This is a genomic window from Acinetobacter sp. UBA991, assembly GCF_002292065.1.
Lineage (GTDB): Bacteria > Pseudomonadota > Gammaproteobacteria > Pseudomonadales > Moraxellaceae > Acinetobacter > Acinetobacter higginsii.
Genome location: NZ_DBBF01000043.1, coordinates 160188 through 185617, shown reverse-complemented (window position 1 = coordinate 185617; position 25430 = coordinate 160188). Strand labels below are relative to the sequence as shown.

Here is a 25430-nt window from a genome sequence, read left to right as displayed (position 1 = left end):
TGTAATAAAGGCATTTTTTAGGATTTTCATCTTTTTATCTCAATTCAAGACATGAAGTGCTTGTCTTGGAAGGTGAGCGTGGCAATCGCATTGGAAATATGCGATCCAGAAAATATGCGAGAAGCAAAATCAACAGACGCTACTGATGATTAATGCAGCAAAGCTGTGGATAAGTTTTAGTTTATACACATGGGCAGTTGCGGTCATTTCAGAAAGTTTTTAAAGCAATTGGTTGAGGTCTGGAATCGGACAATCTTTTCTCAATGGACACGCTTCACCCTGAGTAAATCGACTTAACATCATTCTGATTTGATGAAGTTGTGCAATCTTCTCATCTATCAAATCTAACTTGTCTTGGAAAATGCTTTGTACTTGTGGGGCAGGGATTTCATCTTGGGCTGTCATCGCTAAAATCTGCTTAATTTCATTGAGCGAGAATCCAAGATTTTTTGCGGTACGAATCAGTTGTAACTGTTGCAGCGTTTGTTCTGAATAATCTTTATAGCCATTATTACAGGTGATGGACTGGATCAACTGCATTTTTTCATAAAAGCGAATGGTATCCCGACTTAAATCCGTCTGTTTTGCCAATTGTCCAATTAACATGGTGATCATCCTTATTATTCTTGAATATGTCTAAAAAATGACTTGACCATTGAGTGTACTCCATCCTTTAGCCTATGCCTACATTCAATCAAAAGAGCATATGAGATGGCGCATAACAACTTAAAAACTCAGCAAGATCAACAAGTCGCTTTGGTCGCAGGTGCAACAGGATTTATTGGCCGTTATTTAATTTTAGAATTATTAAAACAAGGACATAGGGTTTTTGCCTTAGTCCGGAATCAAGCTAAACAACAAGCCGTGCTCACAAATTGGCTCAGTCAAAAAGGTGTGTCTTTGAATCAACTGAGCTTTATCCAAGGTGATGTGACACAGGTTAAACTTGCCATCAGCGAGCAAGATTGGCAAAAATTAAGCGCAGTGGACACTTTATATAATAGTAGTGCGTTGTTTGCGTGGAACCTGAGTATGCAACAAGCGCGGGCCGTAAATGTCGAAGGTGCGTTAAATTTATTAACTTGTGTTCAGCAACATTGTGCTTTGAAACGTGCGGTACATGTTTCGGGTTATATGTTGACGATCACGGGTCATTTACAGCAAGCAGGGATCTCCCTTGAACAACCTGATCGTACCGAGTGGCAAGCTGTGTATCAATATTTGGGGGCTTATGAAGCATCGAAGATTGAAGCGCATTTTGCATGGATACAGCGTGCACAACAGCTATCAGTCGATTGGACCATTATTCATCCTGCAACAGTTGTTGGCGATGATGTGTCTGGTGAAATTCCCACGAATCAGCCAATCGCACAAATGATTGATTTGCTCAAACGGAGAAAAATGAGTGCCATCCCTGCAACGGCTCAGCATTATCTACCTTTGGTTCGGGTCGATGACCTATGTCGGATAATGGTCAGTGCTTCTGTGGATATGGCCTTGTCGAATCAAGCGATGTTGGCTGTCAGTGAAAACAATCTGGCTTTGCATCAACTCACTCGAATGATTGCAGATCAATTACAGGTGAGTACACCAACCAGACATGTACCAGTTGGACTGCTAAGGCTTATTTTAAAATGGCAATGGTTGGCGAAAAAATTAGAAATGTCTCCGGAAATGCTAAGTTTTCTAAGAACAGAACAGCTGGATCGAGAACGATTGACGCAGTTTCAACAGCGCTGGCAGATTTCGACGGGAAATTTAGAAGCAGCGATCCGTAAAACCACCGACTGGATCAATCAAAGCAACTAGAACTTATTTCTAATAAAAAAATAGCCAATCAAAAGATTGGCTGTTTTTGAATCTTCAAAATGGATTACCAATGTTCACCTGGGAACAAACGCGCATAAGCACGCTGAATTAAATTCAACTTCTCTTGCTCACCAACAGACGCGGTAGAGCTTGGGAACAAGTTGAAACCAATCGACATTAAAATGTTGTTAATGTCTGGTGCAATCGCATAAGTAATCGAAGCAAGGCGACCTAAGTTCGTCGCGATCTTTTTCGGACGCTTCACGATTGCATAAGCAATTAAATCGGCTGCTTCTTCAGGTGAAAGTGTTGGTACATATTTATAAATTTTGGTTGGTGCAATCATTGGTGTGCGGACCAAAGGCATATAAATAGAGGTAATCGCAATTTTGTGTGAGTGAACTTCCGCAGATAAACAACGACTAAATGCATCCAATGCAGCTTTAGACGCAACGTAAGCAGAAAAGCGAGTTGCGTTGGCAAGAACACCAATTGAGCTGATGTTAATGATTTGACCGTCTTTACGCTGCATCATGTGCGGTAAAACATTCAAGACTAAACGTACTGCACCAAAGTAATTTAACTGCATGGTACGTTCGAAGTCATGGAAACGATCAACTGACTCATGTACCGCACGACGGATTGAACGTCCTGCGTTATTTACAAGAATATCAATGTGATCTACTGCTGCTAAGATTTCTTTTGAAACGGCATCAATAGATTCCATATCATTGAGATCACATGGAAATACGGTCGCTTTTCCACCTTCAGCCTCGATCTCTGCTTTGACCTCATCTAACTTCTCTTTAGTACGAGCGAGCAATAAGACATGAGCACCTGCTTGAGCAAGGTATTTTGAAACCGTTAAACCAATACCACTTGATGCTCCTGTGACAATGATTGTTTTACCGTCGACTTTTTGCTGAAAAAGTTTTTTGAGTTTTGCATTCATGTAAGTTACCTACATTAATCACGCTGTTGTTTGCAATGCCTTCTTATTACGATTAAACACTACACTTTATTTTGGTGTAATATTAACCGATATTTTTTGTTTGTCTAGTGTAAATATTTGAAAAATAATGTCTTTTTTAGAGTAAAAGCTCTAAAACAAGATCTTGTAATAGTTGAAAAAGCAATAAAAATTTTGTGATTTTGAACAAAAAATAAGCCCCTGAAGAGGGGCTTATTGATTTCATTAAAATTAAACTTGAGCAAGGGCCTGTTCGAGGTCGGCAATCAGGTCATCGACGTGCTCAATCCCAATAGATAATCGCACTAAGTCTTCACTGACGCCTGCTGATTTGAGCTCTTCTGGATTGAGTTGGCGGTGGGTTGTCGTGGCTGGATGGCAAGCTAGACTTTTGGCATCTCCGATATTCACCAGACGGGTAAACAGCTGTAATGCATCAATAAAGCGGGTGCCGCCTGCCAGACCATCCTGAACACCGAAAGAAAGGATGGCAGAAGGTTTACCTTTCACATACTTTTGTGCCAAATGGTGCTGCGGATGGTCTTTTAAACCTGCATAATTTACCCACTTCACTTTTGTATGTTGTTTTAAATATTCGGCAATTTTGATGGCATTTTCGGTATGGCGTTCCATCCGTAGATTCAAGGTTTCCAGTCCTTGTAGGATCAAGAAGACGCTTAATGGACTAATTGCTGCACCGGTATTACGTAATGGCACCACGCGCGCGCGCGCAATAAAAGCGGCTTCACCTAAGACTTCGACATAATTCACGCCATGATAGCTTGGGTCAGGTGTATTTAAAGCTTTAAAGCGTTCAGGATATTTGCCCCAAGGAAACTTGCCGCTATCGACAATCACGCCACCGATGCTATTGCCGTGTCCGCCGATATACTTGGTCAGTGAATGCACAACAATGTCGGCGCCAAATTCAAATGGCTTTAATAAGGCAGGTGTCGCTACGGTATTATCAACAATAACAGGGACGCCATACTCATGGGCAATTTTGGCAATCGCTTCAAGGTCGATAATATTGCCAAGGGGATTACCAATCGATTCAACAAAGACCAGTTTGGTCTTTTCATCAATAATCTGACGCAATGCTTCTGGATTTTGATAATCGAAGAAACGGACTTCAATGCCTTGCTTTGGCAATGTATGGGCAAACAGGTTATACGTTCCACCGTATAAGGTGGATACCGATGCAATATTGTCACCTGCTTCGGCAATGGTTTGAATCGCGTACGTAATCGCAGCCATACCAGAGGCTAAAGCCAATGCCCCAATACCACCTTCAAGTGCCGCAATACGCTGTTCAAGTACGGCCGTGGTCGGGTTCATAATGCGGGTATAGATATTTCCTTGAACTTTAAGATCAAATAAATCTGCCCCATGTTGCGTATTATCAAAGGCATACGAGGTGGTTTGATAAATCGGCACCGCCACTGCTTTGGTGGTTGCTTCTGGTGAATATCCCGCATGAATAGCTAAAGTTTCATCTTTATAAGTCATGATTACATCATCTACGTGTGTTAAATATTGATCGAGTCTAGCGTATATTTTATCCAAAATGGTGCATAATTTTTGCGCTTGATAGTGATTTTAGTGATATAGCGAGTCTTTATCGGTCGTAATTGTTTTTGAAAATGACCAAATAATTCAAACCTGTAATGTCTTGCAAAAGAAAATTCTTTGATCCAGACAAACAAATGTCATCTTAACTTCAAGTCAATTGGGTTTTCAGCGTATAATACGCCGATTATTTTATTCGCTATTTTGCGATGTATTCGTTTTTCTTGAGGAGTCCTGCGTGGCCCAATATATTTATACGATGAATCGAGTGTCGAAAATGGTTCCGCCGAAGCGCGAAATCTTAAAAGACATCTCTTTATCATTTTTCCCAGGCGCAAAAATTGGTGTGCTTGGTTTGAACGGTGCTGGTAAGTCAACCTTACTCCGTATTATGGCTGGCGTAGATAAAGATTTCTCAGGTGAAGCTCGTGCGCAACCAGGAATCAAGATCGGCTACTTAGAACAAGAACCGCCACTCGATCCAACCAAAGACGTTCGTGGTAACGTTGAAGATGGTGTACGTGAAGCACTTGATGCTTTAGCTCGTCTTGATCAAGTTTTCGCTGAATATGCTGAGCCTGATGCAGATTTTGATGCGCTTGCAAAAGAGCAGGAAAAATTAGAATCAATCATCCATGCTTGGGATGCGCATAACCTGAATAACCAGCTTGAAATTGCTGCTGATGCATTGAATCTTCCAGCTTGGGATGCAGATGTATCATTGCTTTCAGGTGGTGAGCGCCGTCGTGTTGCATTATGTCGTTTATTGCTTTCTAAGCCAGATATGTTGCTTCTTGACGAACCAACAAACCATTTAGATGCTGAATCAGTATCTTGGTTAGAGCGTTTCTTGAAAGATTTTCCAGGCACAATCGTAGCGATTACGCATGACCGTTATTTCTTAGATAACGTCGCTGAGTGGATTCTTGAACTTGACCGTGGCATGGGTATTCCTTACCAAGGTAACTATTCTTCTTGGTTAGAACAAAAGAATGCGCGTTTAGAGCAAGAAAACAAGCAAGAAGAATCTTTTGCCAAGGCATTGAAAAAAGAACTGGAATGGGTTCGTTCAAATGCCAAAGGTCAGCAAAAGAAAAACAAAGCGCGTATGGAGCGTTTTGAAGAACTTAACTCACGTGAGTTCCAACAGCGTAACGAAACTTCTGAAATTTATATTCCACCTGGCCCGCGCCTAGGCAATAAAGTTGTAGAAGTTGAAGGCATCAGCAAATCATTTGATGGTCGTCTGCTTTATAAAGACTTAACCTTCACAATACCACCAACTGCGATTGTTGGTATTGTTGGTCCGAACGGTGCGGGTAAGACCACGCTATTCCGTATGATGACTGGCGAACAGCAACCAGATACGGGTACTGTGACTTTAGGTGAGTCAGTTAAAGTGGCTTACGTGGGTCAGATCCGTGATACTTTGGATAATAATAAAACCGTTTGGGAAGAAGTTTCTGGTGGTTTAGATATCCTAAAAATCGGTGAATACGAAATTGCATCGCGTGCTTATATTGGTCGCTTTAACTTTAAAGGCCAAGATCAGCAAAAACGTGTAGGCGAATTATCAGGTGGTGAGCGTAACCGTTTACAACTTGCGAAAATCTTACAGTTGGGTGCAAACGTTATCTTGCTGGATGAGCCATCAAACGACTTGGATATCGAAACTTTACGTGCACTTGAGGATGCAATTCTTGTATTCCCAGGCACAGTGATGGTGGTATCGCATGACCGTTGGTTCCTTGACCGTATTGCAACGCATATCTTGTCATTTGAAAATGAACAGCCTGAGTTCTACGAAGGGAACTATGCTGAATATGAAGCATACCGTCAGTCGCGTTTAGGTGATGCAGCGGTCGCAAAACGTTCTAAATATAAAAAGATTACAGGTTAATTTCTGTCAATAAAAAAAACCAGCTTCCGAGCTGGTTTTTTTTATGCTTATGAAAAAGCCAATTCACTGAATGCGCTATATAAATAGGCTTTCGCTTCAGGATGCCCTAAATGGGCTGCGCGTTCTAACCAATATTGTGCTTTGCCATAATTTTTATCTAAACCTAACTCGCCATGCAAATAGCTTTCGCCGAGTTTAAAAGCTGCATCTGCATTACCACGTAAGGCTGCACGAAGAAAATACCAAACCGCATTACGGTCATTGGCTGAAATAAAAGGGTGGCTGTCTTGCTCGTGTTCATGATGTGCCAATGTTTGAAAAAACTCAGCTTTATGAATTTCTCGTTCAGACTCAGAGATGATGTTCTGTTGAACCAAACCAGAACAATAGGAATGCAACCGCTGTTTGATACTTGCAATATTCATCATGCAACTCCTTGAGCTAAGTTTTTCATTATTATGTTTTTAATATATGTTTTTTCTTTGCAGCTATTGTTCTATTTGTGTATTCCATAGCTGTGAGAAATGCTATAGAAAATAAGCCAATACCTGATTGTTTAGGTCATTGGCTTATCTAGCTGTACCCATTTATTTGTGTCTATTTATTAAAATCACCTCGTAGATCAGACCACATCAGGAGCGGTGTAACAGTAACTACATCGAAGACCATTGCCAAAGGATAGAGCACCATACGGGTTGCGCGTTTGACTGGATGTTTGGTGGTGATGGTGGTCTCTTGTTGTAAGGTAATTGGATAGGGCTGTGCCAATTTTTGTTGGATTTTTTGCTGATCGAGTGCTTGATACAGCTGCCCTTTAAAAAACACATTGATATAAGGATAAGGCGCAGTTTCTTGGTTTTGAATCAAGTCAAAATTTTGTCTAAAACCTAAGGATTTCAATAATTCTTTTTGCTTTGGATTGAGATCCACCATACGGGTGTGATAGCGAATTTGTAATACGCCACGAAAATGATTCGGGTCATCCATGGTCAGTACCAGTGGACTAGGATGACTAAAGCTGCGTTGCTCGGCTGGAATGGCATGCAAAAGCTTTAGGAGTTCAGTACTACCATCGGTCATTAAGTAATTGAAATCTTTTCCAATAAAGATTAGTCCTTGGTTTTTTTCATTTTGAATGGCTTGTCCAAGCGCCAGAATCTGATCGGTTTTCAGTGTGGTGGTTTGAACCTGTGAGCTTTCATTGGGTAAGGCAGTGGAAAGTAGGCTGGTTGCGCATCCGCTTAATACCATAGCTAAGACCCAAAGAGAGAAGATTTTATACATAAAATACCCGTAACAGAGAACATTGTTATCATGAATGAGAATCAAAAAACGTTTTAAATCAGTGAGAAATTGACTAAAAAATGTTTTGTAATTTTATTACATTGGCATAGCCTGCTATAGTGCCTTTGTGCAATTTACTGTAAGGGTGTGCTGTTGCAACGCTCAACTGTTTTCGTGACCGTCTTGCTGAGTTTGTTCATGTTCCAAAGTTTCTGGAATGTGGCGGCAGCATTTTGCGCGCATGAGACGGTCAGTGAATACAGTACATTGAATCATTTTGGGCATCATGTTGCTGAACAGACACACAGTGCTGAACAAGGCGCTATCTTTGATAAAGTCGCAGCAGATTTACCGATGCCTTTAAGCTTGCAAGATCATCATGACCATCTGCCATCTTGTTTTCATGTGGTGGTGGCTGAAGTTCAGCAACGTGTAAATGAACCGATGTTGCACAGTCAGGACGTAGAACAAAAATATTACTGGTCTAATTCCTACCAGTCACCACATCTCTCTGGATTAAATCCGCCCCCTGTATTGACCCCGCTATAGGTGGGGTAGCCGAAAAATAGCCCACCGCATTCTTATTACTTTGCGGGGCTTTATATGTCTTCTAGTTTAAATCAGCGTATTCATGCAGTTGAGCAGCATACGCGGAAAAATCGTACTCAATTGTCATTGAAGTGGTCAGTGTTGGCACTTGCTTTAAGCACGGCCATTTTGAGTCCATCCATTGCCGCAGAATCTTTACTGGATGCGAATCAGCAGCCTGTAAGCAAAGCTGCACAACGCAATCTGAATTTTGAGCAAATCTTGCAGGATGTGAAGCAATATCAGGCTGGTACAGGGGTGTGGCAAACACAGCAAGGAATCGCTGAGGCCAATGTAAAACAAGCGGGGTTATGGTCGAATCCAAGTATTTCTATTCAGCAAACCGACTTTAGGTCAGGCAAAGACAAAGAGCTGGAATTTGGTGTTTCACAAAAATTAGACATTTTTGGTCAACGTCGTGCTGCGGTTAAGCTTGCCGATGTACAAGCATCTCAAGTGGGCCTTAATCAGGAACTCTACAATGCGCAACTTGAGTTAGCAGTTAAATATCTGTGGTCGCAAGTCGTGGTGCTAGAGCTGGAACATGATGTGGTTCAGGCACAGTTAAAAACCAGTCAGGACACTTTGGATGCAACGCGCTTAAGGCTCAAAGCGGGCAGCATTGCGCAGGTCGATTTAGATCGTACCTTGATGGCGCATATTGAAAATCAACGGTTATTTCAACAAACCGAACTCTCCTTAGCCACTGCAAAGCGTCAATTGGCGAATCTGTGGGGCAGTACCGATAACCGCTTCTCTACTCAGGCAAGCAATGTCTGGCCACAACAAAAAGATTTGCAAGATTATTTGCAGAACAACTTATTTGAGCGCGCCATTCAACTCGACATTGTGCGTCAAAAAGCCAATATCGATTATTTAAAAGTATCCAACCGACCAAATCCGACGGTCAATTTAGGCATGGTGCAAAGTAAAAGCGCAGAAACCAATTCGACCGATAACAAGTTCCGAGTGGGCATCGATATCCCGTTGAATATTTTTAATCGTCAGCAGTATTCATTACGGATTGCCAATGCCAAACAAGATTTACTGGTCAAACAGCAACAGTTTTACAAACAGCAAAACTTGAATGCCATTCAGACCTTAACTGCAGAGTTGGCGGGATTGAAACAACAGTTCGATCTCGTCAATCAACGACAAATTCCATTGTCTGAAACGGTGCAAGAGAAAATGCTGCTCGGTTTCAAAGTTGGTAAATATGCCATTACCGATGTGCAGCAAGCCACCATGCAATTGCAGGATCAACGTTTAAATAAAGTGCAGTTACTTAAGAGTGCCTGGCAAAAGCAAATTGATGCAGAAAGTTTAGCACTGGGAATTGAGCCGAGTATGGTGAGTTCAAGTGATGCCTTAAATCAGATTAATCAAACCCTTTGGAAAGATACCAATAGCCTTCCCGCTGTAGTAGGAGCAGAATAATGTCGACAAATAAATCTAAAAAGCAGTGGTTTTGGGTCATTCTGGTTATCGCCGTTGGCTTAGTCCTGAGCGCGTTATTATTTTTCACGGGTAAAAACAAAGCCAGCGGTGAGGCAGCAGCTGATAGTCATGGCGAAGGTGAGGAAGGACATACAGAAGGTGAGGCTGGGCAGGCTGAAAGTGAGGAAGGTAGCTTAAACCTAAGCCCAAAACAGATGACTGAATATGGGGTTAAGCTGGCTCAGGTTGGTGTAGGTGAAGTCGGACAGCAATTTGCTTACCCAGCAAAACTGGTGACCAATACCGATCAGCAAGCGCATGTTTCAGCAACCTTTGCTGGGCGTGTGGAAAGTGTCAATGCGGTACTCGGTCAACAAGTCAAGAAAGGGCAAGTATTAGCCACTCTATTTATCCCAGATCTGGTAGATCAGCAAGCCAATTTAAGTATTGCCCAAGAAGCTTTAACGCTTGCACAGCAAGATTATCAACGTGAAAAACAACTTTGGGAACAAGGGGTTTCTGCACGTCAGGATTATCAACGTGCCTATAATGCCTATCGTCAGGCACAGATTCAGGTACAAGCTGCACGTAGCCGCTTATCTGCCTTGGGTGCATCCAGTGGCAGTCAGGGTCGCTATGTCTTGACCGCACCTTTAAGCGGTGTGGTGAGTCTGAAAGATATTGTGGTAGGTGAGCAAATTACCGCCGATAAGCAATTATTTGTAATTGATCAGCTGGATCAACTCTGGATTGAGTTTATTTTACCAAGTGTCAATAACATCAATGTCCAACCAGATCAGCAGATCGAGTTTAAGTCGCTGCAAACCAATAATAGCTTTAAAGCACAGATCCAGACCTTGACCACCGCGGCAGATACCCAGACAGGTCGTTTGCAGGTGCGTGCCAAAGTACTAACCCCAGCCAAAGAATTACGACCTAATTTGATGGTGAACGTATTGTTAGATGGCACGGACAAGAAGCCTGTGCTTCGTGTTGCCAAAGCGGCGATTCAGCAGATCGAGGGTAAAGCTACAGTTTTCGTGGCCAAGCAAGAGAAAGACCAAATGCATTTCACGCCAACACCTGTACAACTGGGTAATTACTCAAGTGATGGGCAGTGGGTGGAAATCCAATCGGGTCTGACTGAAAAGCAACAATATGTCAGTCAAGGCAGTTTCCTTTTGAAATCTGAGATCGAGAAGGGAGAGGCCGAGCATGGACACTAAAGATAAGTTGCAGCTTCCTCCCGCGGAAGGTCTGTTTGATCGGATTATTCAGTTTTCAATCCGCAATGCGATTTGGGTCATGCTGTTTGTGGTGGCGTGGATCGGGGTCGGTATTTATAGCTACCAAAAACTGTCGATTGATGCCGTGCCTGACATTACCAACGTACAGGTGCAGATTAATAGTCAGGCGGGGGGATTCACTGCCCCTGAGGTTGAACAACGCATTACTTATCCGATTGAAAATGCCATGTCGGGTATTCCGAACTTGGAACAAACCCGTTCGATCTCCCGTTACGGCTTGTCCCAAGTCACAGTGATTTTTAAAGATGGTACCGATATCTACTGGGCGCGACAGCTGATTAACCAGCGCCTACAGGAAGCCAAGAGTGCTTTGCCTGATGAGATTGATCCACAAATGTCACCGATTTCAACCGGCCTAGGCGAGATCTATCAATGGGTGATCAAGGCTGAACCGAATGCCAAAAAGGCCGATGGTACGCCTTATGAGGCCATGGACTTGCGTGAAATTCAGGACTGGATTGTTCGTCCTCAATTACAACGTGTGCCGGGTGTTGCTGAAATCAATACCATTGGGGGATATAACAAGACCTATGTGGTTTCTCCCGACCTGAAACGTTTGCAACAACTGCAAATTCCCTTATCCGATTTGCAAACTGTACTCACTGAAAATAATGAAAACCGCGGTGCGGGTTTTATTGAAGAAAATGGTCAACAGCTGACGGTACGTATTCCGGGGATGTTGAAAACAGTACAAGACATTGAAAATGTCACGGTCAGTACCAAGAATGGTTTGCCGATTCGTGTTGCCGATGTTGCAACAGTTTCGATTGGCCATGATCTAAGAACCGGTGGTGCAACATACAACGGTGAAGAAACCGTACTCGGTATTGCCATGATGATGATGGGTGAGAACAGTAAATCCATCGCTCAAGCACTCGACAGCAAAATGCAGGAAATCAAACGTTCATTGCCTGAAGGGGTGGTGGTCGAAACGGTCTATAACCGCAGTAACTTGGTTGATAAAGCCATTAAGACGGTGGCGAAGAACCTGATCGAAGGTGCAATCTTGGTGATTGTGATCCTGTTTGTGTTCTTGGGTAACTTCCGTGCGGCATTGATTACCGCCTGTATTATTCCCTTATCCATGTTGTTTACCCTGACAGGGATGGCGGAGCAGAAAATCAGTGCCAACCTGATGAGTTTAGGCGCATTGGACTTCGGGATTATCGTCGATGGTGCGGTGGTGATTGTCGAAAACTGTATCCGACGGCTGGCAGAGGCTCAACACCATAAAGGTCGACTCCTGACCCGTTCAGAACGCTTTACCGAAGTGTTCTTGGCGGCAAAACAGGCAAGACGTCCGCTGATTTTTGGACAAATCATCATTATGGTGGTGTATTTGCCAATCTTTGCACTGGCAGGCGTAGAAGCGAAAATGTTCCACCCAATGGCAATGACCGTGGTCTTGGCCTTGATTGGTGCGATTATTTTATCCGTAACCTTTGTTCCTGCTGCGGTGGCGTTATTTGTTACTGGTGAGGTCAAAGAGAAAGAAAGTCGTTGGATGGCCGCCTTAAAAAACGGTTATAAATCCTTGCTGGATAAAGCCTATGCTTTCCGCTATGTGGTGGTGGCCGGTGCGGTGACTATTTTGGTACTCACCGCTGCGATTGGTTCGCGTGTCGGTAGTGAGTTTGCGCCACAACTGAGTGAGGGTGACTTTGCTTTACAGTTGATGCGTGCACCAAGTACCGGAATTGAAGAGTCACTGAAGATTCAGGAAAGTGTTGAGAAGCAATTGCTCGCAGAGTTTCCAGAAATCAAAGCGATCTTTGCCCGTACAGGTACGGCCGAAGTGGCAACGGATGTGATGCCCCCTAATATTTCTGATGCAATCGTTCTGTTAAAGCCGCGTGATCAATGGCCTGATAAATCGGAAACCATTGACGAGCTTCGAACCAAAATGTTGGCTTATGTTGAGAAAATTCCAGGTAACAACAGTGAGTTTTCACAACCGATTGAATTACGTTTCAACGAACTGATTTCAGGCGTACGTAGTGATATTGGGGTGAAAATTTTTGGTGATGATATGCAGGTATTGAACCAAGAAGCAGAAAAAGTTGCTCAAACCTTGAGAACCATCACAGGTTCGAGTGAAGTGAAGGTTGAGCAAACTGATGGTTTACCTTTACTCAATGTCGATATCGACCATGCATTGGCTGCGCAATACGGTTTATCAGTGAAATCCATTCAGGATTTGGTTGCTGCAAGTATTGGTGGACAAAGTGTTGGGCAGATTTTACAGGGTGACCGTCGTTTTGATTTTGTAGTGCGTTTGGATGATGGGATGCGTACGCCGCAGCAACTGGCCATGCTGCCGATTCAGCTGCCGAATGGTGGTTTGATCAAACTACAAGACGTGGCAAAAGTGGAGAATATTTTAGGCTTGGCGCAAGTCAGCCGTGAAAATGGCAAACGCCGGGTTGTGGTCACCACCAACGTACGCGACCGCGATTTGGGCTCATTTGTGGGTGAAATGCAGCAGAAATTATCTCAGCAAAAATTACCAAGCGGTTATTGGCTTGGTTATGGCGGTCAGTTTGAAAATCTGGCCTCGGCAAAAGCCAGAATGCAGATTGTGGTGCCATTGGCATTGCTGATGATCTTTGTTCTGTTGATGGCGGTGTTTAATAACTTTAAAGAAAGCTTGCTGGTGTTTAGTGGTGTGCCATTTGCCCTATCGGGCGGTTTGGTGGCGCTATGGCTACGCGACATTCCTTTGTCGATGTCGGCAGGTGTCGGTTTTATTGCGCTCTCTGGTGTCGCCGTGCTGAATGGTCTGGTGATGCTGAGCTTTATTAAAGAGTTACGAGAGCAATATGATGTTCATTACGCTACATGGCATGGCGCGGTATTACGCTTACGCCCTGTCTTGATGACTGCTTTTGTTGCATCGCTTGGCTTTATCCCAATGGCGATTGCCACAGGTACGGGTGCAGAAGTTCAGCGCCCACTGGCAACCGTGGTGATTGGCGGGATTATTTCATCCACCTTGCTGACCCTGCTGATTTTGCCAGTGGTGTATCGTTGGATGAATGAAGCCAAACAGGACAAACGTCAGGAAAGTGCAATTTAATCTGTTTATGCTATCTTCTTAATGAAGCACTTTATTAAGAAGAATCTGAACCAGCCAAAGCGATTTTCGCCTTGGCTGACTTTAAGACTGCAACAGGTCTTATTCAATTATGATAAGGAGTCCAACATGGGTGGACATCAAGGGCATGACCATAGTCATGCAGCGGTCACTGAAGGTAATATCAAAAAACTCACCATTGCGCTGATACTGACTTCAACCTTCTTAGTGGTTGAAGTGGTTGCGGGTTTAATCACCCAGAGTTTGGCGTTACTGTCCGATGCAGCACATATGTTTACCGATGCGGCTGCATTAGCGATTGCTTTAGTGGCAATTAAAATTGCCAAACGTCCCGCAGATAACAAACGTACTTTTGGTTATCAGCGCTTTGAAATTCTGGCAGCCTTATTTAATGCCTCGATGCTTTTTTTTGTGGCAATGTACATTCTGTACGAAGCTTACCAGCGCTTTACGCAACCGCCTGAAATTCAAAGTGTCGGTATGTTGATTGTGGCGAGCTTGGGTCTGATTATTAATTTAATTTCCATGAAATTGTTAATGTCTAGTGCGGCTGAAAGCCTGAATATGAAAGGCGCATATTTAGAAGTGCTGAGTGATGCATTAGGTTCAGTGGCTGTCATCGTGGGTGCAGTGGTGATCTATTTCACCAATTGGTATTGGGTCGACACCATTCTTGCGGTTGCGATTGGTTTCTGGGTATTGCCGAGAACATGGATTCTGCTCAAGCAGAGTATCAATATCTTGTTGGAAGGTGTGCCAGAAGAGGTCGATATTGAAAAGTTACGTAATGATCTACTGGGATTGGATGGTGTTGAGAGTATCCATCAGTTAAAGGTCTGGGCGATTACCTCGAAGAATATTCATCTGACTGTACATTTATTTGCACCGGGAGCTGATCGTAATCAATTGCATCGTGCTGCGATTGAGATGTTATCGCATGAGCATGGTATTGCTGAAGTGACCTTGCAAATTGAAGATGATGAAGAAATGAATTGCCAGCATACCCATCAACATGATGAGAAAGCTGAACAAGATCCTTCACATCAGCATTAAGCTGATGTGAAGATTTGTTTTGGAATAATAATTAATTCTGCCATTCGTTGTTGCAGTCACGGCATTTCCAATGTTTTTGTGCCTGCATAAACGCTTGCATTGAAATTTTAAAATCAGGTAGATCACGCCAGAATAAAACCCCTGCAATCACACAGATCGCAAACACCACGACGGTCGCAATTTGCAGACCTTGGCCGGCACCATTGCCAAAAATCCACATCGCAACGCTAATCAAGACCAAAATTAATAAAATAAAAATGGCAGGAACCAGAAGCACCAAACTTTTGGGTACATTCGGACGAGGGCTGTTAGCACCCTGACTGACAGGCATAATTTTCACGCTTTGACATTTAGGGCAACGGTATTGCATAGAAGATTCCTATTCTGTTTTTTCCATTTTAGCGAAAATTATGCAAAAGCAAAAATCTTGAGCCTTTCAAATACATAAATTTACTTATTTTGTTGTTTATGATGCCACAAAGTCGATTTTTACATTTGTTTGAAAAGCTTGCTACAGCTCGTCTAAAGCCATTCGCAAAAGTCAGGGCAGTCTGTTAAGTTGCAAGATGAGTGGGTTGAATAATGCGAAAGGAAACGCATGTTAAGCACCAAGATTCTAAAGTTGCGTTTATCTCGCATTCAGAAGGGCAAAGAACATTTATCTAGCCAAGATAAGTTGATGTTGGTGACGATGCAAAGCCCTGATCTCAGTGCTCACTTCCTCCTACGTTTATTTAAGGTGACTTTACCCAAGCAGTGGAAATTCAGGCATGAGGATGCTGAAGACATTCTCTATGCCAGCCAATTGATTCAGTTGATTGAAGATGAGCTGCAGAGTGCTTATGAGTCGCATGCGCGTAAGTATGCATGGTATGAGCAGTGTTTGGTTTATCGTCTGAATTTCATTGAGACTCAGCCGAATCAGCAACATATCAATGGCTATCTACGTCAGTTGGATCGCTGTCTGGATCAACAACCGAAAATTGATCTTTTACATTATTTTCAACAACATTATCCAAGTGCGCAACATGCGATTGCGCTAGCCAAAGCCTATGCAGGGGCAGCACAATACAGTCAAGCAATTGAATACTATGAATGGGCGGCACAACAATCGCAGCAGCGTAATGAAACTGCCTTTTATGCTTATATTGATTGTCTGTTGAGTCGCAATCAGCCTGAATGTCAGCCACAGTTGAGTGATGTTGAATATGCACTGCATTTGTTACTCCATCATCTGAAACCGATTGACCAGAACAACCAGACTCAACGATTACAGCGTGCGGTCAGTTTGTTATTACCTGAGTCGATACGGCGGACACGAGCTTCAAATAGCAATCTATTGGCAGATATGGGACGTGGCCTAAATTCACTGGGGAAATCCTTAAATAGCATTTTTGGCGCTAAGCAATCGCATCTCCCTTTTAGTCAGGAGGTGATTGCAACCGCACCGCAGCTTTTAACAGCACAGTGTGTGCTCTCAAGCTTGGTTCAGCAAAACACGATGCAAGTCGCCTGGCAGCATCTTCTCGAGCAGAATACGGCCAGTACAGGGCCAGCTGATCTACCGCTGACTTATTTATGGCAAGCCATGCAGCAGAATGCAGAGATTTTGTGTCTATTACAGCAACCTGTTCACCATGAGGAATTGCTTGCTCAATTGACTCCAATTGAATCGAAGCCAAAGCCTGCTTTTGATCTGGGGCATATTCAGATGATTCTGGAACAAGGGCTGATGGCGTATTTAGGAGACATCCGTTTGAATAAACAACATCCTGAGCGTAATGCACTCTATGCGCAACGTGATGTGGTTGTTCAGGAGATGATTACTTTTGCCGTCTGGTTCAATCAGGAGGTTTTAGCTCAATATCTGCAACAACAAAGCCAGCAGTTTGAGCAAGTACGAAACGGATTGAGATTATTGGATGGATCGGCCTTAAGCAGTGGACTATTTGCCTTGCAGTTTGAAATGCAAAAACGTGTGCAGGATCTCGCTGATTGGATGACGCTAAAACTGGTGAAAGGCAATGAGTTTGAGCAGATGCAAGCCGCATGGGTGGCATTACGTGAACTATCAAATTTTGGCATTGGGCAGGAGAAGGTGCAGCAGCTTGAATTGGTATTGGCAAAATATAAAGCACTGCGTTTGAGCCAGATGCAGACGCTGAGCGTCGAAGATGGGCAGGCACCTATTCAAGCTGATGAGTCATAGAATTTTATGTAAAAGCGATGTTGGTCTGAAGCAGCAAATAATTTGAAGCGATGCAACAAAAAGACGCAAATCGCAGCGCAGAGCATGCTAATCTACAGAAAAACATCTAATAAGTTCAGAAAGCAGATTGATGCTCATAAGAAATGAGCCTGTAAGAAAGGGAAGAGGGAGAGCATCTTGAATCGACAAGATGATAAAAAGGCGATGTTCGATATTATGCCAGCGGATGCGGAAGTCTCAGCTGAGAAACCATCATTATCACGTCGACTGATCAATAAAACATTACAGCATGCACAGGATGCAGTGGAATTTGCCAGCGATACTTCACGCAATATTGCGGGTGTGGCAGATGCAGCACTAGATGCCTTGGATCATGTCACCCATCACACCAAACGTGGTGTCGAAGGGGTGCGTAATACGGTACGTGATATGGTCTCGGAGACCAGTGAAGCGGCACGTCAGGTTGCTTTAGCCATGGCGAGAGCTTCTTTGGGGAAAAGTAGTCTGACCCTATATTTACCCGAGATGTTGCTGAATAATCAGATTCGCAAGCGAATGGATCGTAGTGAAATTGACGATATTAAGATTGAGTGTGGTAATGACCGTTTCCATATTGAACTCGATGGGCACTATCGTCGTTTTCTGTATCGTCTTTCACTCGAATTTAATGTCTTAGAGTGTCGTATTGGGCAGGAAAAGTATTTGCGTCTACGCCAAGTCGATGAGCATCTTGATCTACAAATTCGCCATGGAGGCACCTTAACCAATTGGGCTGCACGTCGTGTTGGTAATGTCAGTTTTGAATTAATTAATTCTTTACCAATTCCATTCTTGATCAATCATCTGATTCGTGATGTCCCAGGGATTCAAAAAGAGGGACATCGCTTGTGGTATATCGATCTGGAAGAAGCCGGCTTTATTGATTTCATTAATAACCGTTCATGGATGGTGGATAAGTTATTGAATCTGACTGATTTTAGTATTTTACCAGGTTTAAATATCTTGCAGGAAAGCCGTGAGTTGGTACAACAACTGGTTGATCAATTCGAGATCCGTGGCCTACGTGTGCAGTCTGGACGTCTAGAAGTTCAGGTCGGTATTGGCAGCGCATAGGCAATAAAAAAGCCACTGTCAATGCAGTGGCTTTTTCAGAATTTGGCGTCCCTACGGGGATTCGAACCCCGGTTACCGCCGTGAAAGGGCGATGTCCTAGGCCTCTAGACGATAGGGACATATCTGAGGAAATTTACCTGAGCGTCGTATGTAAAACATATTGATCGCTAGGCCTAAATTCTCGGCAAAGATTTTATCTTTGCTTTTCCTCGAATTTAGTGGCGTCCCTACGGGGATTCGAACCCCGGTTACCGCCGTGAAAGGGCGATGTCCTAGGCCTCTAGACGATAGGGACGTTTCAGAGGTGGGCGTATATTAGGGTGAATTAGATAGGGTGTCAAACACTTTTCAGAATAAAATTTAAAAAAAGTGAATAAGTGTCTAAAAATAAAACATATCGCAGAATAAATAATCAAAAATAAGCAGTTAAGCAAAAAAATCATCAAACAAATGGTTTATTGGTAGATATAAAAAATGCAGCTTAAGCTGCATTTTTTTCTGAGATTTGATTATTTACGGTTTCGATAGAAAACATAATGACTTAGGTAACATGCTGCAATAAACAGCAAACAACCAATAAAGCCTGCTTGCATCTCAGGGTCTGCCGCCATACTTAAACCGGTAATGAAACAGAAGATAAAACCTAAGATGGGTACGATAGGATAAAGCGGTGCAGCAAATTTTAAGTCTTTTGCGGTATGTCCCGCTTTGTACCATTGGCGTCTAAAGTTAAATTGGCTCCAGCAAATACTCATCCAGACGATGACCATGGTAAATGCCGCAACACCTAATAAATTCTTAAAAATCGTTTCAGGGGCAAAGTGCTCTGATAACAGACCAGGAATCGCACCAAACATGGTTACGACCAGCGCAATAATCGGGGTACCACTTTTTGATAAGCGCGAGAATACACTTGGTAACTGACGCTGATCTGATAAAGACCACATCATACGTGATGCAGCATAAAGACCTGAGTTTGCAGCAGAAAGAAGTGCGGTAATAATCACGAAACGGATAATGTCGTCGGCATAAGGAATACCAATGTAGTTAAATACCGTTACGAAAGGACTGCTACTCACCCCTTCACCACCTAGGCCCGCGACCTGGAATGGAAGTAAAGCACTGATCACCACGATTGTGCCGACAAAGAAAATCAATAAACGCCAAATGGCCGCATTGATTGCCTTTGGAACATTCTCAGCAGGGTCTTTGGTTTCACCTGCGGCAACACCAATTAATTCGGTACCTGAAAAGGCAAAATTAACAATCAACATGGTGGTAAAGATTGGAATAAGCCCTTGCGGGAACCAGCCGTGTGCAGTCAAATTATGAAATAGTGGTGCTGATTCATAGCCATTGAATGAGATCAAACCAAAAATTGCCAATAAACCAAGGATAATGAAGGCAATCACGGTCACAACTTTAACTAGGGCTAACCAGAATTCGGATTCGGCGAACATTCGGGTTGAGGTGAGATTTAACCCCAAAATGGTGACTGCAAAGATAATGGTCCAAATCCACATGGAAATGTGTGGAAACCATTCCTGCATCAGTAAGGCCGCAGCGGTAAATTCTGTACCTAAAGTTGCAGTCCACGTGAGCCAGTAGACCCAAGAAATCATATAACCTGTGCCTGGACCAATATATTTTTGAGCGTATGCACCAAAAGATCCAGCAACAGGCATGTGTACTGCAAGCTCACCTAAGCAGAGCATGACCATATAAGCAATTAAGCCACCTAAAACATAGGCAATAATTGCACCCACAGGGCCGGTTTGAGCGATAACTTCGCCAGAACCTAAAAACAAACCTGTACCAATCGCGCCACCTAAAGAAAGCATGACTAAATGGCGAGTGCTCATGGCACGCTTTAGCGTTGTTGGTTCTGAATTCGCATTTGAGTTGGAAGATTGCATACGACAATTTGTCCAAGCATAGAGAAGCGGCTATTTTATGGAAAATTCGAAAATGTGCAATCTGCTTGAGAAAGATTATTAGAAAAATATAATTATTATATTCGAGAATATGGCGTCCCTACGGGGATTCGAACCCCGGTTACCGCCGTGAAAGGGCGATGTCCTAGGCCTCTAGACGATAGGGACAGATGAGGCAACACATACATGACTGAAAGCCTAACTTCATCTCGGAAAAGCATTGCGATTTCGAGACTCTGGTGGAGCCAAGCAGGATCGAACTGCTGACCTCTACAATGCCATTGTAGCGCTCTACCAACTGAGCTATGACCCCAGAATGTGTGAGCGCAATATTAGGGGGAATGCGCTCACACGTCAATCATTAAACTGAATTAAGTCTCACTATTTGCATCATTTTTCGGCAATTTTAGTGATTCATTTAGCTTTTCCCAAACTTTTAGCTCTTTCTTGCTTGGTCCACCGACAAGTTCTAGGGCGTGACGTAAACGTGCAAAAGTCAAATCAGGGCCGAGAGTAACCATCGCTTGCATGACAGGTGTTGAACTAGTCGAACCTGCAATCGCAATAAAGAAGGCTGGCATGAAATCACGTAATTTGATTTCCATCTGATTTGCCAAGTCCATCAAGGTTTGGCTGACGGTATCATTGTTCCAGGTAAACTGACTTTCTAAACGCCAAATTGCAAATTGTAGGCTCTGACGAACTTGTTCTTCAGTCAATTTTTTGCTTTCAAACTGCTCTTTGCTGATTTGTGGCATATGGTTGAAGTAAAAACCAGCCCAATTCACGGCTTCAGAGAGTAAGTTGATACGCGGTTGAATCGCTGCAGCAATGTCTTCAAGGGTTTGACGGTCACTTTTCCATGCCAACAAGCGGTCTAGAAGCTGTCCTGGCGTCAATCCTTTGATCCACTGACCATTGAGCCAGTTGAGTTTTTCAACGTCAAAGATTGGTCCACCCAGCGAAACACGCTGTACATCAAAGTTTTGAATCATGTCTTCTAGGGTGAATACTTCACGTTCATCAGGCATTGACCAACCCATACGACCTAAATAATTTAATAACGCTTCTGGTAAAACACCGATGTCACGATAGTAGTTGATTGAGGTTGGGTTTTTACGTTTAGACAGTTTCGATTTGTCTGGGTTACGCAACAATGGCATGTGACACAATGTTGGCATGTCCCAACCGAAATATTGATACAGTAATTGATGCTTCGGTGCAGATGGTAACCACTCCTCACCACGTAACACGTGAGTGATTTCCATTAAGTGGTCATCCACTACATTGGCAAGGTGGTAGGTTGGTAAACCATCCGTTTTTAACAGCACCTGCATGTCAACTTGTGCCCATGGAATCTCAACTTCACCACGGAGTAAGTCATTAATTTTACAAATGCCTTCCTCTGGTACTTTCATACGGATGACATGGGGCTCACCCGCAGCAAGACGACGTTGTACTTCTTCTTGTGATAATTTTAAGCCGCGGCCATCATATTTAGGTGTTTCGCCACGCGCTTGTTGTTCTGCACGCATTTGATCAAGTTCTTCTGCGGTTGCAAAACAATAGAAAGCGTGACCTTTTTCAACCAAGTCAAGCGCGTATTGCTTATAAATCCCCATACGCTCTGATTGGCGATAAGGGGCATGTGGACCACCTACATCTGGACCTTCTGACCAGTTCAGACCTAACCAACGCAAAGAATCTAAAATCATCTTTTCAGATTCAGGCGTTGAGCGAAGTTGATCCGTATCTTCAATACGTAAAATAAACTCACCGCCATGCTGTTTGGCAAAACATAGATTAAATAACGCAATATAAGCTGTGCCTACATGTGGAAAACCTGTAGGAGAAGGCGCAATACGGGTACGAACTTTCATAAATGATCGGAGCTTAAATTTAAATTGAAACTATTATAACGAAAAAGCCTAGTCACAGCATGACTAGGCTTGATTTAAACATGTGAAGGGGCACATATTTAAAATTTAAGAAGTATGTGGCTGGAATATGGTTTGAACGAAACGTGAAAAACGTTCATGTTGACTGGCAAAGAACGTTTGTGTTGGTGTGGTCCGAATCGTATTCAACATTTTTAACTCATCGTCTGACGATGGTAATAAACCGGTATTACGTTTTTGCTGGTCAAGCGCTTTAACAATTAAGCTTGAAGATGATTTATCAATTGTTTTTATGTTATTACTTTCTTTAATTGCTGCCGCATGCCCCATTTGAACAGAAGCTGCTAAAAATAAGCTTAAGCATAGTGCTTTTTTCAATTTTAATGCTCGCATTGCTCACATCCCCTTCATGATTTTGAGTCTACAAGACTAACCAAACAACTATAGTATTGCTTTAATAATACGATTTAAACATAAATCTTAATAAAAAAGTATAACTACGTCACACTTTTTACAAAAATCTTAAAATTTGACACATCTTGACATGTATTTATAGCAAAATGGCTACTTTGTGTGCAAGTTGAATTTAGCAAGCAAATGTGTAGAAAAAGTGGAGAATGATAATTTTTCTCATTTTGCCATAAAAATAAAAGGCTGAGTATTGTTTTAATACAAAAAATACGCGCTAGGGCTATATCTTAAAAATAGAATAGTAATAAAGTTATTGATATAACTATATGATTGTAAATTATTTTTAAAGAAATATAGTGGTGACAAACGGGGCGAAATGAGTAAACAATAAATGAAAACTGTCATCGCAGCAGCATTGTTGGCATTGGGTTTAAATGGTGTAGCACAAGCGGCAACTACTTTTTTAAACGTGTCATATGATCCAACACGTGAGTTTTATCAAGAATACAATCAAGCATTTGGTCAGTACTGGAAAAAAAGAACAGGGCAGGATGTTGATTTCAAGCAGTCGCATGGTGGCTCGGGTAAACAGGCGCGTTCAGTCATCGATGGTTTGCAGGCAGACGTTGTAACGCTTGCATTGGCTAATGATATTGATGAAATTGCCAATGCCGGTTTAATTCGTAAAGACTGGCAAAAACAATTTAAAGACAATTCGGCACCCTACACTTCAACGGTGGTGTTCTTGGTGCGTAAAGGCAACCCAAAGAATATTCGTGACTGGAATGATTTGACCAAGTCAGGTGTGGAAATTATCACTCCAAATCCAAAAACCGGTGGTGCACCACGTTGGATTTATTTATCGGCTTGGGGTTATGCATTGAAACAGCCGGGTGGTAATGATGCCAAGGCGCGTGAATTGGTGAAAAAGCTTTATCAAAATGTCAAAGTCTTAGACTCAGGTGCACGTGGTTCACTCACCACTTTTGCTGAACGCGGCATTGGTGATGTGTTGTTGTCTTGGGAAAATGAAGCATTATTGGCAACTCAAGGCTTAGGGAAAGATAAATTTGAAATTGTGTATCCTTCAATTTCGATTTTGGCTGAACCTTCTGTGGCAATCGTTGATAAAACTGTCGATAAAAATGGCAACCGTCAATTGGCGCGTGGTTACTTAAATTTCCTTTATTCGCCTTTAGGGCAAGAGCTGGCTGCGAAATATTATTTCCGTCCACGTAATCCACAGGTTGCTGCTAAATATGCGCAACAATTTCCAAAGATTAAACTATTCAAGATTGATGATGTGTTTGGTGGCTGGGCAAAAGCACAAAAAACACACTTTGTGAATGGTGCGATTTTTGACCAAATTTATGCAGAAAAACCATAAATTCAGTTTCTACAGAGATTAAAGAGAACGATTAAAAGCAAATACTAAAGGTGTTTGCTTTTTTATTGAGTGAAAAATGATAAGAAAACGGTTTTATCTATGAAAAGTTAAGAATTCTCTACAAAAAGTCGTTTGGTGCTGGCATAAAACAAGGTGATAATGTGCAGTTACATTTTCAGCTGTTGATTCATTTCTTATGTCGCATATTTCTGTCTTACTTCATGAAACCGTTGATGGCGTATTGGCAGGTCGCGATACTGGTATTTTTGTCGACGCGACCTTTGGTCGTGGTGGACATACCAAGTTGTTACTTTCAAAATTAGACCAAAACGCACGTGTTTACGCCTTCGATAAAGACCCACAAGCCCTTGAAGTTGCAGCACAATTAGAACAAGAAGATTCACGTTTTAAAATTATTCATGCCAGTTTTGCAGATATTCAATCCGAGTTAGCTCAAATTGGTCTGACTGAAGTTGATGGCATTATGGCTGACTTAGGGGTGTCATCACCACAACTGGACCAAGCTGAACGTGGTTTTAGCTTCATGCAAAATGGGCCACTGGATATGCGAATGGATAATTCGCAAGGTCTAACAGCAGCTGAGTGGTTGCTTGAAATTGAAGAAGAAAAACTCGCAAATATTATTTACCAATATGGTGAAGAACGTTATAGCCGTCGGATTGCCAAAGCCATTAAACTGGCAGGTGAAATGACAACGACTGCCCAACTGGCAGAAGTGGTTAAAACCGCACATCCGAAATGGGAAAAGCATAAGCATCCTGCAACGCGTACTTTTCAGGCGATTCGTATTGCCATTAACAAAGAACTTGATGATATCGAGACATTTTTACCGCAAGCTGTCACATTATTAAAACCAACTGCACAGCTGGCAGTGATTAGCTTTCATTCTTTGGAAGATCGTTTAATCAAGCAGTTTATTCAAAAAGAATCGAGTTTGGCTGAAGACACGGGTTGGGGGATGCCTCAAGCACAGGTCGATACTCGACGTTTAAAGAAAGTTTCTCGTATTCGTGCGAGTGAAGCAGAAGTAAAAGCAAATCCTCGTTCGCGTAGTGCATGGCTGCGTGTGGCTGAGCGTTTAGAGCAAAAAGGCTGAGAATGAACAACAAGAATGATGACGACGTAAAACCAAGCAGCAGAAAAGGACTGAAAAAGGTTGTTGTGTATGCTGTACTCGTTGCATTGGTGTTTACAAGTGCGATGATGGTGGTATTTCAAGTGTTTGAATACCGTCATGATTATCGTGACTTGAGTGCATATATGCGTGAAAGAGATGATTTAAACGCTGAATGGGGGCGTTTATTGATTGAACAGCAAACCTTTGGTGCAACCGCACAGATTGGTTCTCGCGCAGTCACACAACTACGTATGTTCTCACCTCCAGCCACGCAGACGGTTGTGATTTCTTTACCTATGACTTCAAAGCAAGATAAATAAGGCATGCTG

21 protein-coding genes and 4 tRNA genes are annotated in these 25430 nt (G+C 42.7%); 12 read left to right on the top strand and 13 right to left on the bottom strand.

Annotation, left to right across the window (positions count from 1 at the left end; all coding sequences use genetic code 11):
* Positions 1 to 219: 219 nt before the first annotated feature.
* A complete protein-coding gene (locus tag B2727_RS19140; RefSeq protein ID WP_033132651.1) occupies positions 220 to 606 on the bottom strand; it encodes a MerR family DNA-binding protein in 387 nt (128 codons plus the stop codon).
* 105 nt (positions 607 to 711) lie between these two features.
* On the opposite strand from B2727_RS19140, the gene B2727_RS19135 reads away from it, so the two are divergent.
* Entirely contained in the window at positions 712 to 1809 is a 1098-nt protein-coding gene (locus tag B2727_RS19135; RefSeq protein WP_033132650.1) for an SDR family NAD(P)-dependent oxidoreductase, read from the top strand.
* A 64-nt stretch (positions 1810 to 1873) separates the two neighbouring features.
* Here the strand turns inward: B2727_RS19135 and B2727_RS19130 are convergent, their stop codons facing one another.
* Together B2727_RS19130 and B2727_RS19125 are read right to left on the bottom strand one after the other, a co-directional pair.
* Entirely contained in the window at positions 1874 to 2761 is an 888-nt protein-coding gene (locus tag B2727_RS19130) for an SDR family NAD(P)-dependent oxidoreductase (protein ID WP_004803857.1), read from the bottom strand.
* A gap of 249 nt (positions 2762 to 3010) precedes the next feature.
* Positions 3011 to 4288 (bottom strand): O-acetylhomoserine aminocarboxypropyltransferase/cysteine synthase family protein, encoded by a 1278-nt coding sequence (locus B2727_RS19125; RefSeq protein ID WP_033132649.1) that lies wholly within the window; start codon positions 4286 to 4288, stop codon positions 3011 to 3013.
* A gap of 298 nt (positions 4289 to 4586) precedes the next feature.
* Here B2727_RS19125 and ettA point away from each other — a divergent pair, with 298 nt between their 5' ends.
* Complete coding sequence (gene ettA / locus B2727_RS19120; RefSeq protein ID WP_005185595.1) at positions 4587 to 6248, top strand: energy-dependent translational throttle protein EttA; 1662 nt, start codon at positions 4587 to 4589, stop codon at positions 6246 to 6248.
* A 47-nt stretch (positions 6249 to 6295) separates the two neighbouring features.
* On the opposite strand, the gene B2727_RS19115 is transcribed toward ettA, so the two are convergent.
* Both B2727_RS19115 and B2727_RS19110 read right to left on the bottom strand, forming a co-directional pair.
* Entirely contained in the window at positions 6296 to 6673 is a 378-nt protein-coding gene (locus tag B2727_RS19115) for a tetratricopeptide repeat protein (protein ID WP_004803862.1), read from the bottom strand.
* 172 nt (positions 6674 to 6845) lie between these two features.
* Positions 6846 to 7532, bottom strand: coding sequence for a hypothetical protein (locus B2727_RS19110; protein ID WP_033132648.1), 687 nt, complete (start codon positions 7530 to 7532; stop codon positions 6846 to 6848).
* 153 nt (positions 7533 to 7685) lie between these two features.
* Here B2727_RS19110 and B2727_RS19105 point away from each other — a divergent pair, with 153 nt between their 5' ends.
* From B2727_RS19105 to B2727_RS19085, 5 genes are all read left to right on the top strand, one after another.
* Positions 7686 to 8081, top strand: coding sequence for a cation efflux protein, CzcI-like (locus B2727_RS19105; RefSeq protein WP_201772394.1), 396 nt, complete (start codon positions 7686 to 7688; stop codon positions 8079 to 8081).
* 54 nt (positions 8082 to 8135) lie between these two features.
* Complete coding sequence (locus tag B2727_RS19100) at positions 8136 to 9557, top strand: TolC family protein (RefSeq protein WP_005201375.1); 1422 nt, start codon at positions 8136 to 8138, stop codon at positions 9555 to 9557.
* On the top strand, positions 9557 to 10783 hold the full coding sequence (locus B2727_RS19095; RefSeq protein ID WP_005201374.1) for an efflux RND transporter periplasmic adaptor subunit: 1227 nt from the start codon (positions 9557 to 9559) through the stop codon (positions 10781 to 10783). Before B2727_RS19100 ends, B2727_RS19095 begins: the two co-directional genes overlap by 1 nt.
* The gene (locus B2727_RS19090) at positions 10773 to 13940 is read left to right on the top strand and encodes an efflux RND transporter permease subunit (RefSeq protein WP_033132647.1); all 3168 of its coding nucleotides are present in this window, start codon (positions 10773 to 10775) and stop codon (positions 13938 to 13940) included. The genes B2727_RS19095 and B2727_RS19090 overlap by 11 nt, the downstream gene beginning before the upstream one ends.
* Positions 13941 to 14066: 126 nt before the next feature.
* A complete protein-coding gene (locus tag B2727_RS19085; RefSeq protein ID WP_033132646.1) occupies positions 14067 to 15011 on the top strand; it encodes a cation diffusion facilitator family transporter in 945 nt (314 codons plus the stop codon).
* Positions 15012 to 15042: 31 nt separating this feature from the next.
* Here B2727_RS19085 and B2727_RS19080 read toward each other — a convergent pair whose 3' ends face one another.
* Complete coding sequence (locus B2727_RS19080; protein WP_005201370.1) at positions 15043 to 15381, bottom strand: hypothetical protein; 339 nt, start codon at positions 15379 to 15381, stop codon at positions 15043 to 15045.
* Positions 15382 to 15609: 228 nt separating this feature from the next.
* On the opposite strand from B2727_RS19080, the gene B2727_RS19075 reads away from it, so the two are divergent.
* Positions 15610 to 17220: a hypothetical protein gene (locus tag B2727_RS19075; protein ID WP_033132645.1), complete on the top strand. Its 1611-nt coding sequence runs from the start codon at positions 15610 to 15612 to the stop codon at positions 17218 to 17220.
* A 177-nt stretch (positions 17221 to 17397) separates the two neighbouring features.
* Positions 17398 to 18333 carry a hypothetical protein gene (locus B2727_RS19070; protein ID WP_033132644.1) on the top strand — a complete coding sequence of 312 codons (936 nt, stop codon included), beginning with the start codon at positions 17398 to 17400 and terminating at the stop codon, positions 18331 to 18333.
* A 43-nt stretch (positions 18334 to 18376) separates the two neighbouring features.
* Here B2727_RS19070 and B2727_RS19065 read toward each other — a convergent pair.
* From B2727_RS19065 to B2727_RS19035, 7 genes are all read right to left on the bottom strand, one after another.
* Positions 18377 to 18452 (bottom strand) — tRNA-Glu (locus B2727_RS19065).
* Positions 18453 to 18552: 100 nt separating this feature from the next.
* Positions 18553 to 18628: transfer RNA gene (locus tag B2727_RS19060), tRNA-Glu, on the bottom strand.
* A gap of 214 nt (positions 18629 to 18842) precedes the next feature.
* Entirely contained in the window at positions 18843 to 20249 is a 1407-nt protein-coding gene (locus B2727_RS19055; RefSeq protein ID WP_033132643.1) for an amino acid permease, read from the bottom strand.
* A 110-nt stretch (positions 20250 to 20359) separates the two neighbouring features.
* Positions 20360 to 20435: transfer RNA gene (locus B2727_RS19050), tRNA-Glu, on the bottom strand.
* Between the two features lie 69 nt (positions 20436 to 20504).
* A tRNA-Ala gene (locus B2727_RS19045) sits at positions 20505 to 20580 on the bottom strand.
* Between the two features lie 58 nt (positions 20581 to 20638).
* Positions 20639 to 22147 carry a glutamate--tRNA ligase gene (gene gltX / locus B2727_RS19040; protein WP_005317633.1) on the bottom strand — a complete coding sequence of 503 codons (1509 nt, stop codon included), beginning with the start codon at positions 22145 to 22147 and terminating at the stop codon, positions 20639 to 20641.
* Positions 22148 to 22252: 105 nt separating this feature from the next.
* Positions 22253 to 22495 carry a DUF4179 domain-containing protein gene (locus tag B2727_RS19035; RefSeq protein WP_374755504.1) on the bottom strand — a complete coding sequence of 81 codons (243 nt, stop codon included), beginning with the start codon at positions 22493 to 22495 and terminating at the stop codon, positions 22253 to 22255.
* A gap of 472 nt (positions 22496 to 22967) precedes the next feature.
* On the opposite strand from B2727_RS19035, the gene B2727_RS19030 reads away from it, so the two are divergent.
* The 3 genes from B2727_RS19030 (at position 22968) to ftsL (ending at position 25421) form a co-directional block, all read left to right on the top strand.
* Positions 22968 to 23963, top strand: coding sequence for a sulfate ABC transporter substrate-binding protein (locus B2727_RS19030; RefSeq protein WP_004803885.1), 996 nt, complete (start codon positions 22968 to 22970; stop codon positions 23961 to 23963).
* Positions 23964 to 24159: 196 nt separating this feature from the next.
* Entirely contained in the window at positions 24160 to 25080 is a 921-nt protein-coding gene (gene rsmH, locus B2727_RS19025) for a 16S rRNA (cytosine(1402)-N(4))-methyltransferase RsmH (protein ID WP_004803887.1), read from the top strand.
* 2 nt (positions 25081 to 25082) lie between these two features.
* Positions 25083 to 25421: a cell division protein FtsL gene (gene ftsL / locus B2727_RS19020; protein ID WP_004803889.1), complete on the top strand. Its 339-nt coding sequence runs from the start codon at positions 25083 to 25085 to the stop codon at positions 25419 to 25421.
* The last annotated feature ends 9 nt before the right edge of the window (positions 25422 to 25430 follow it).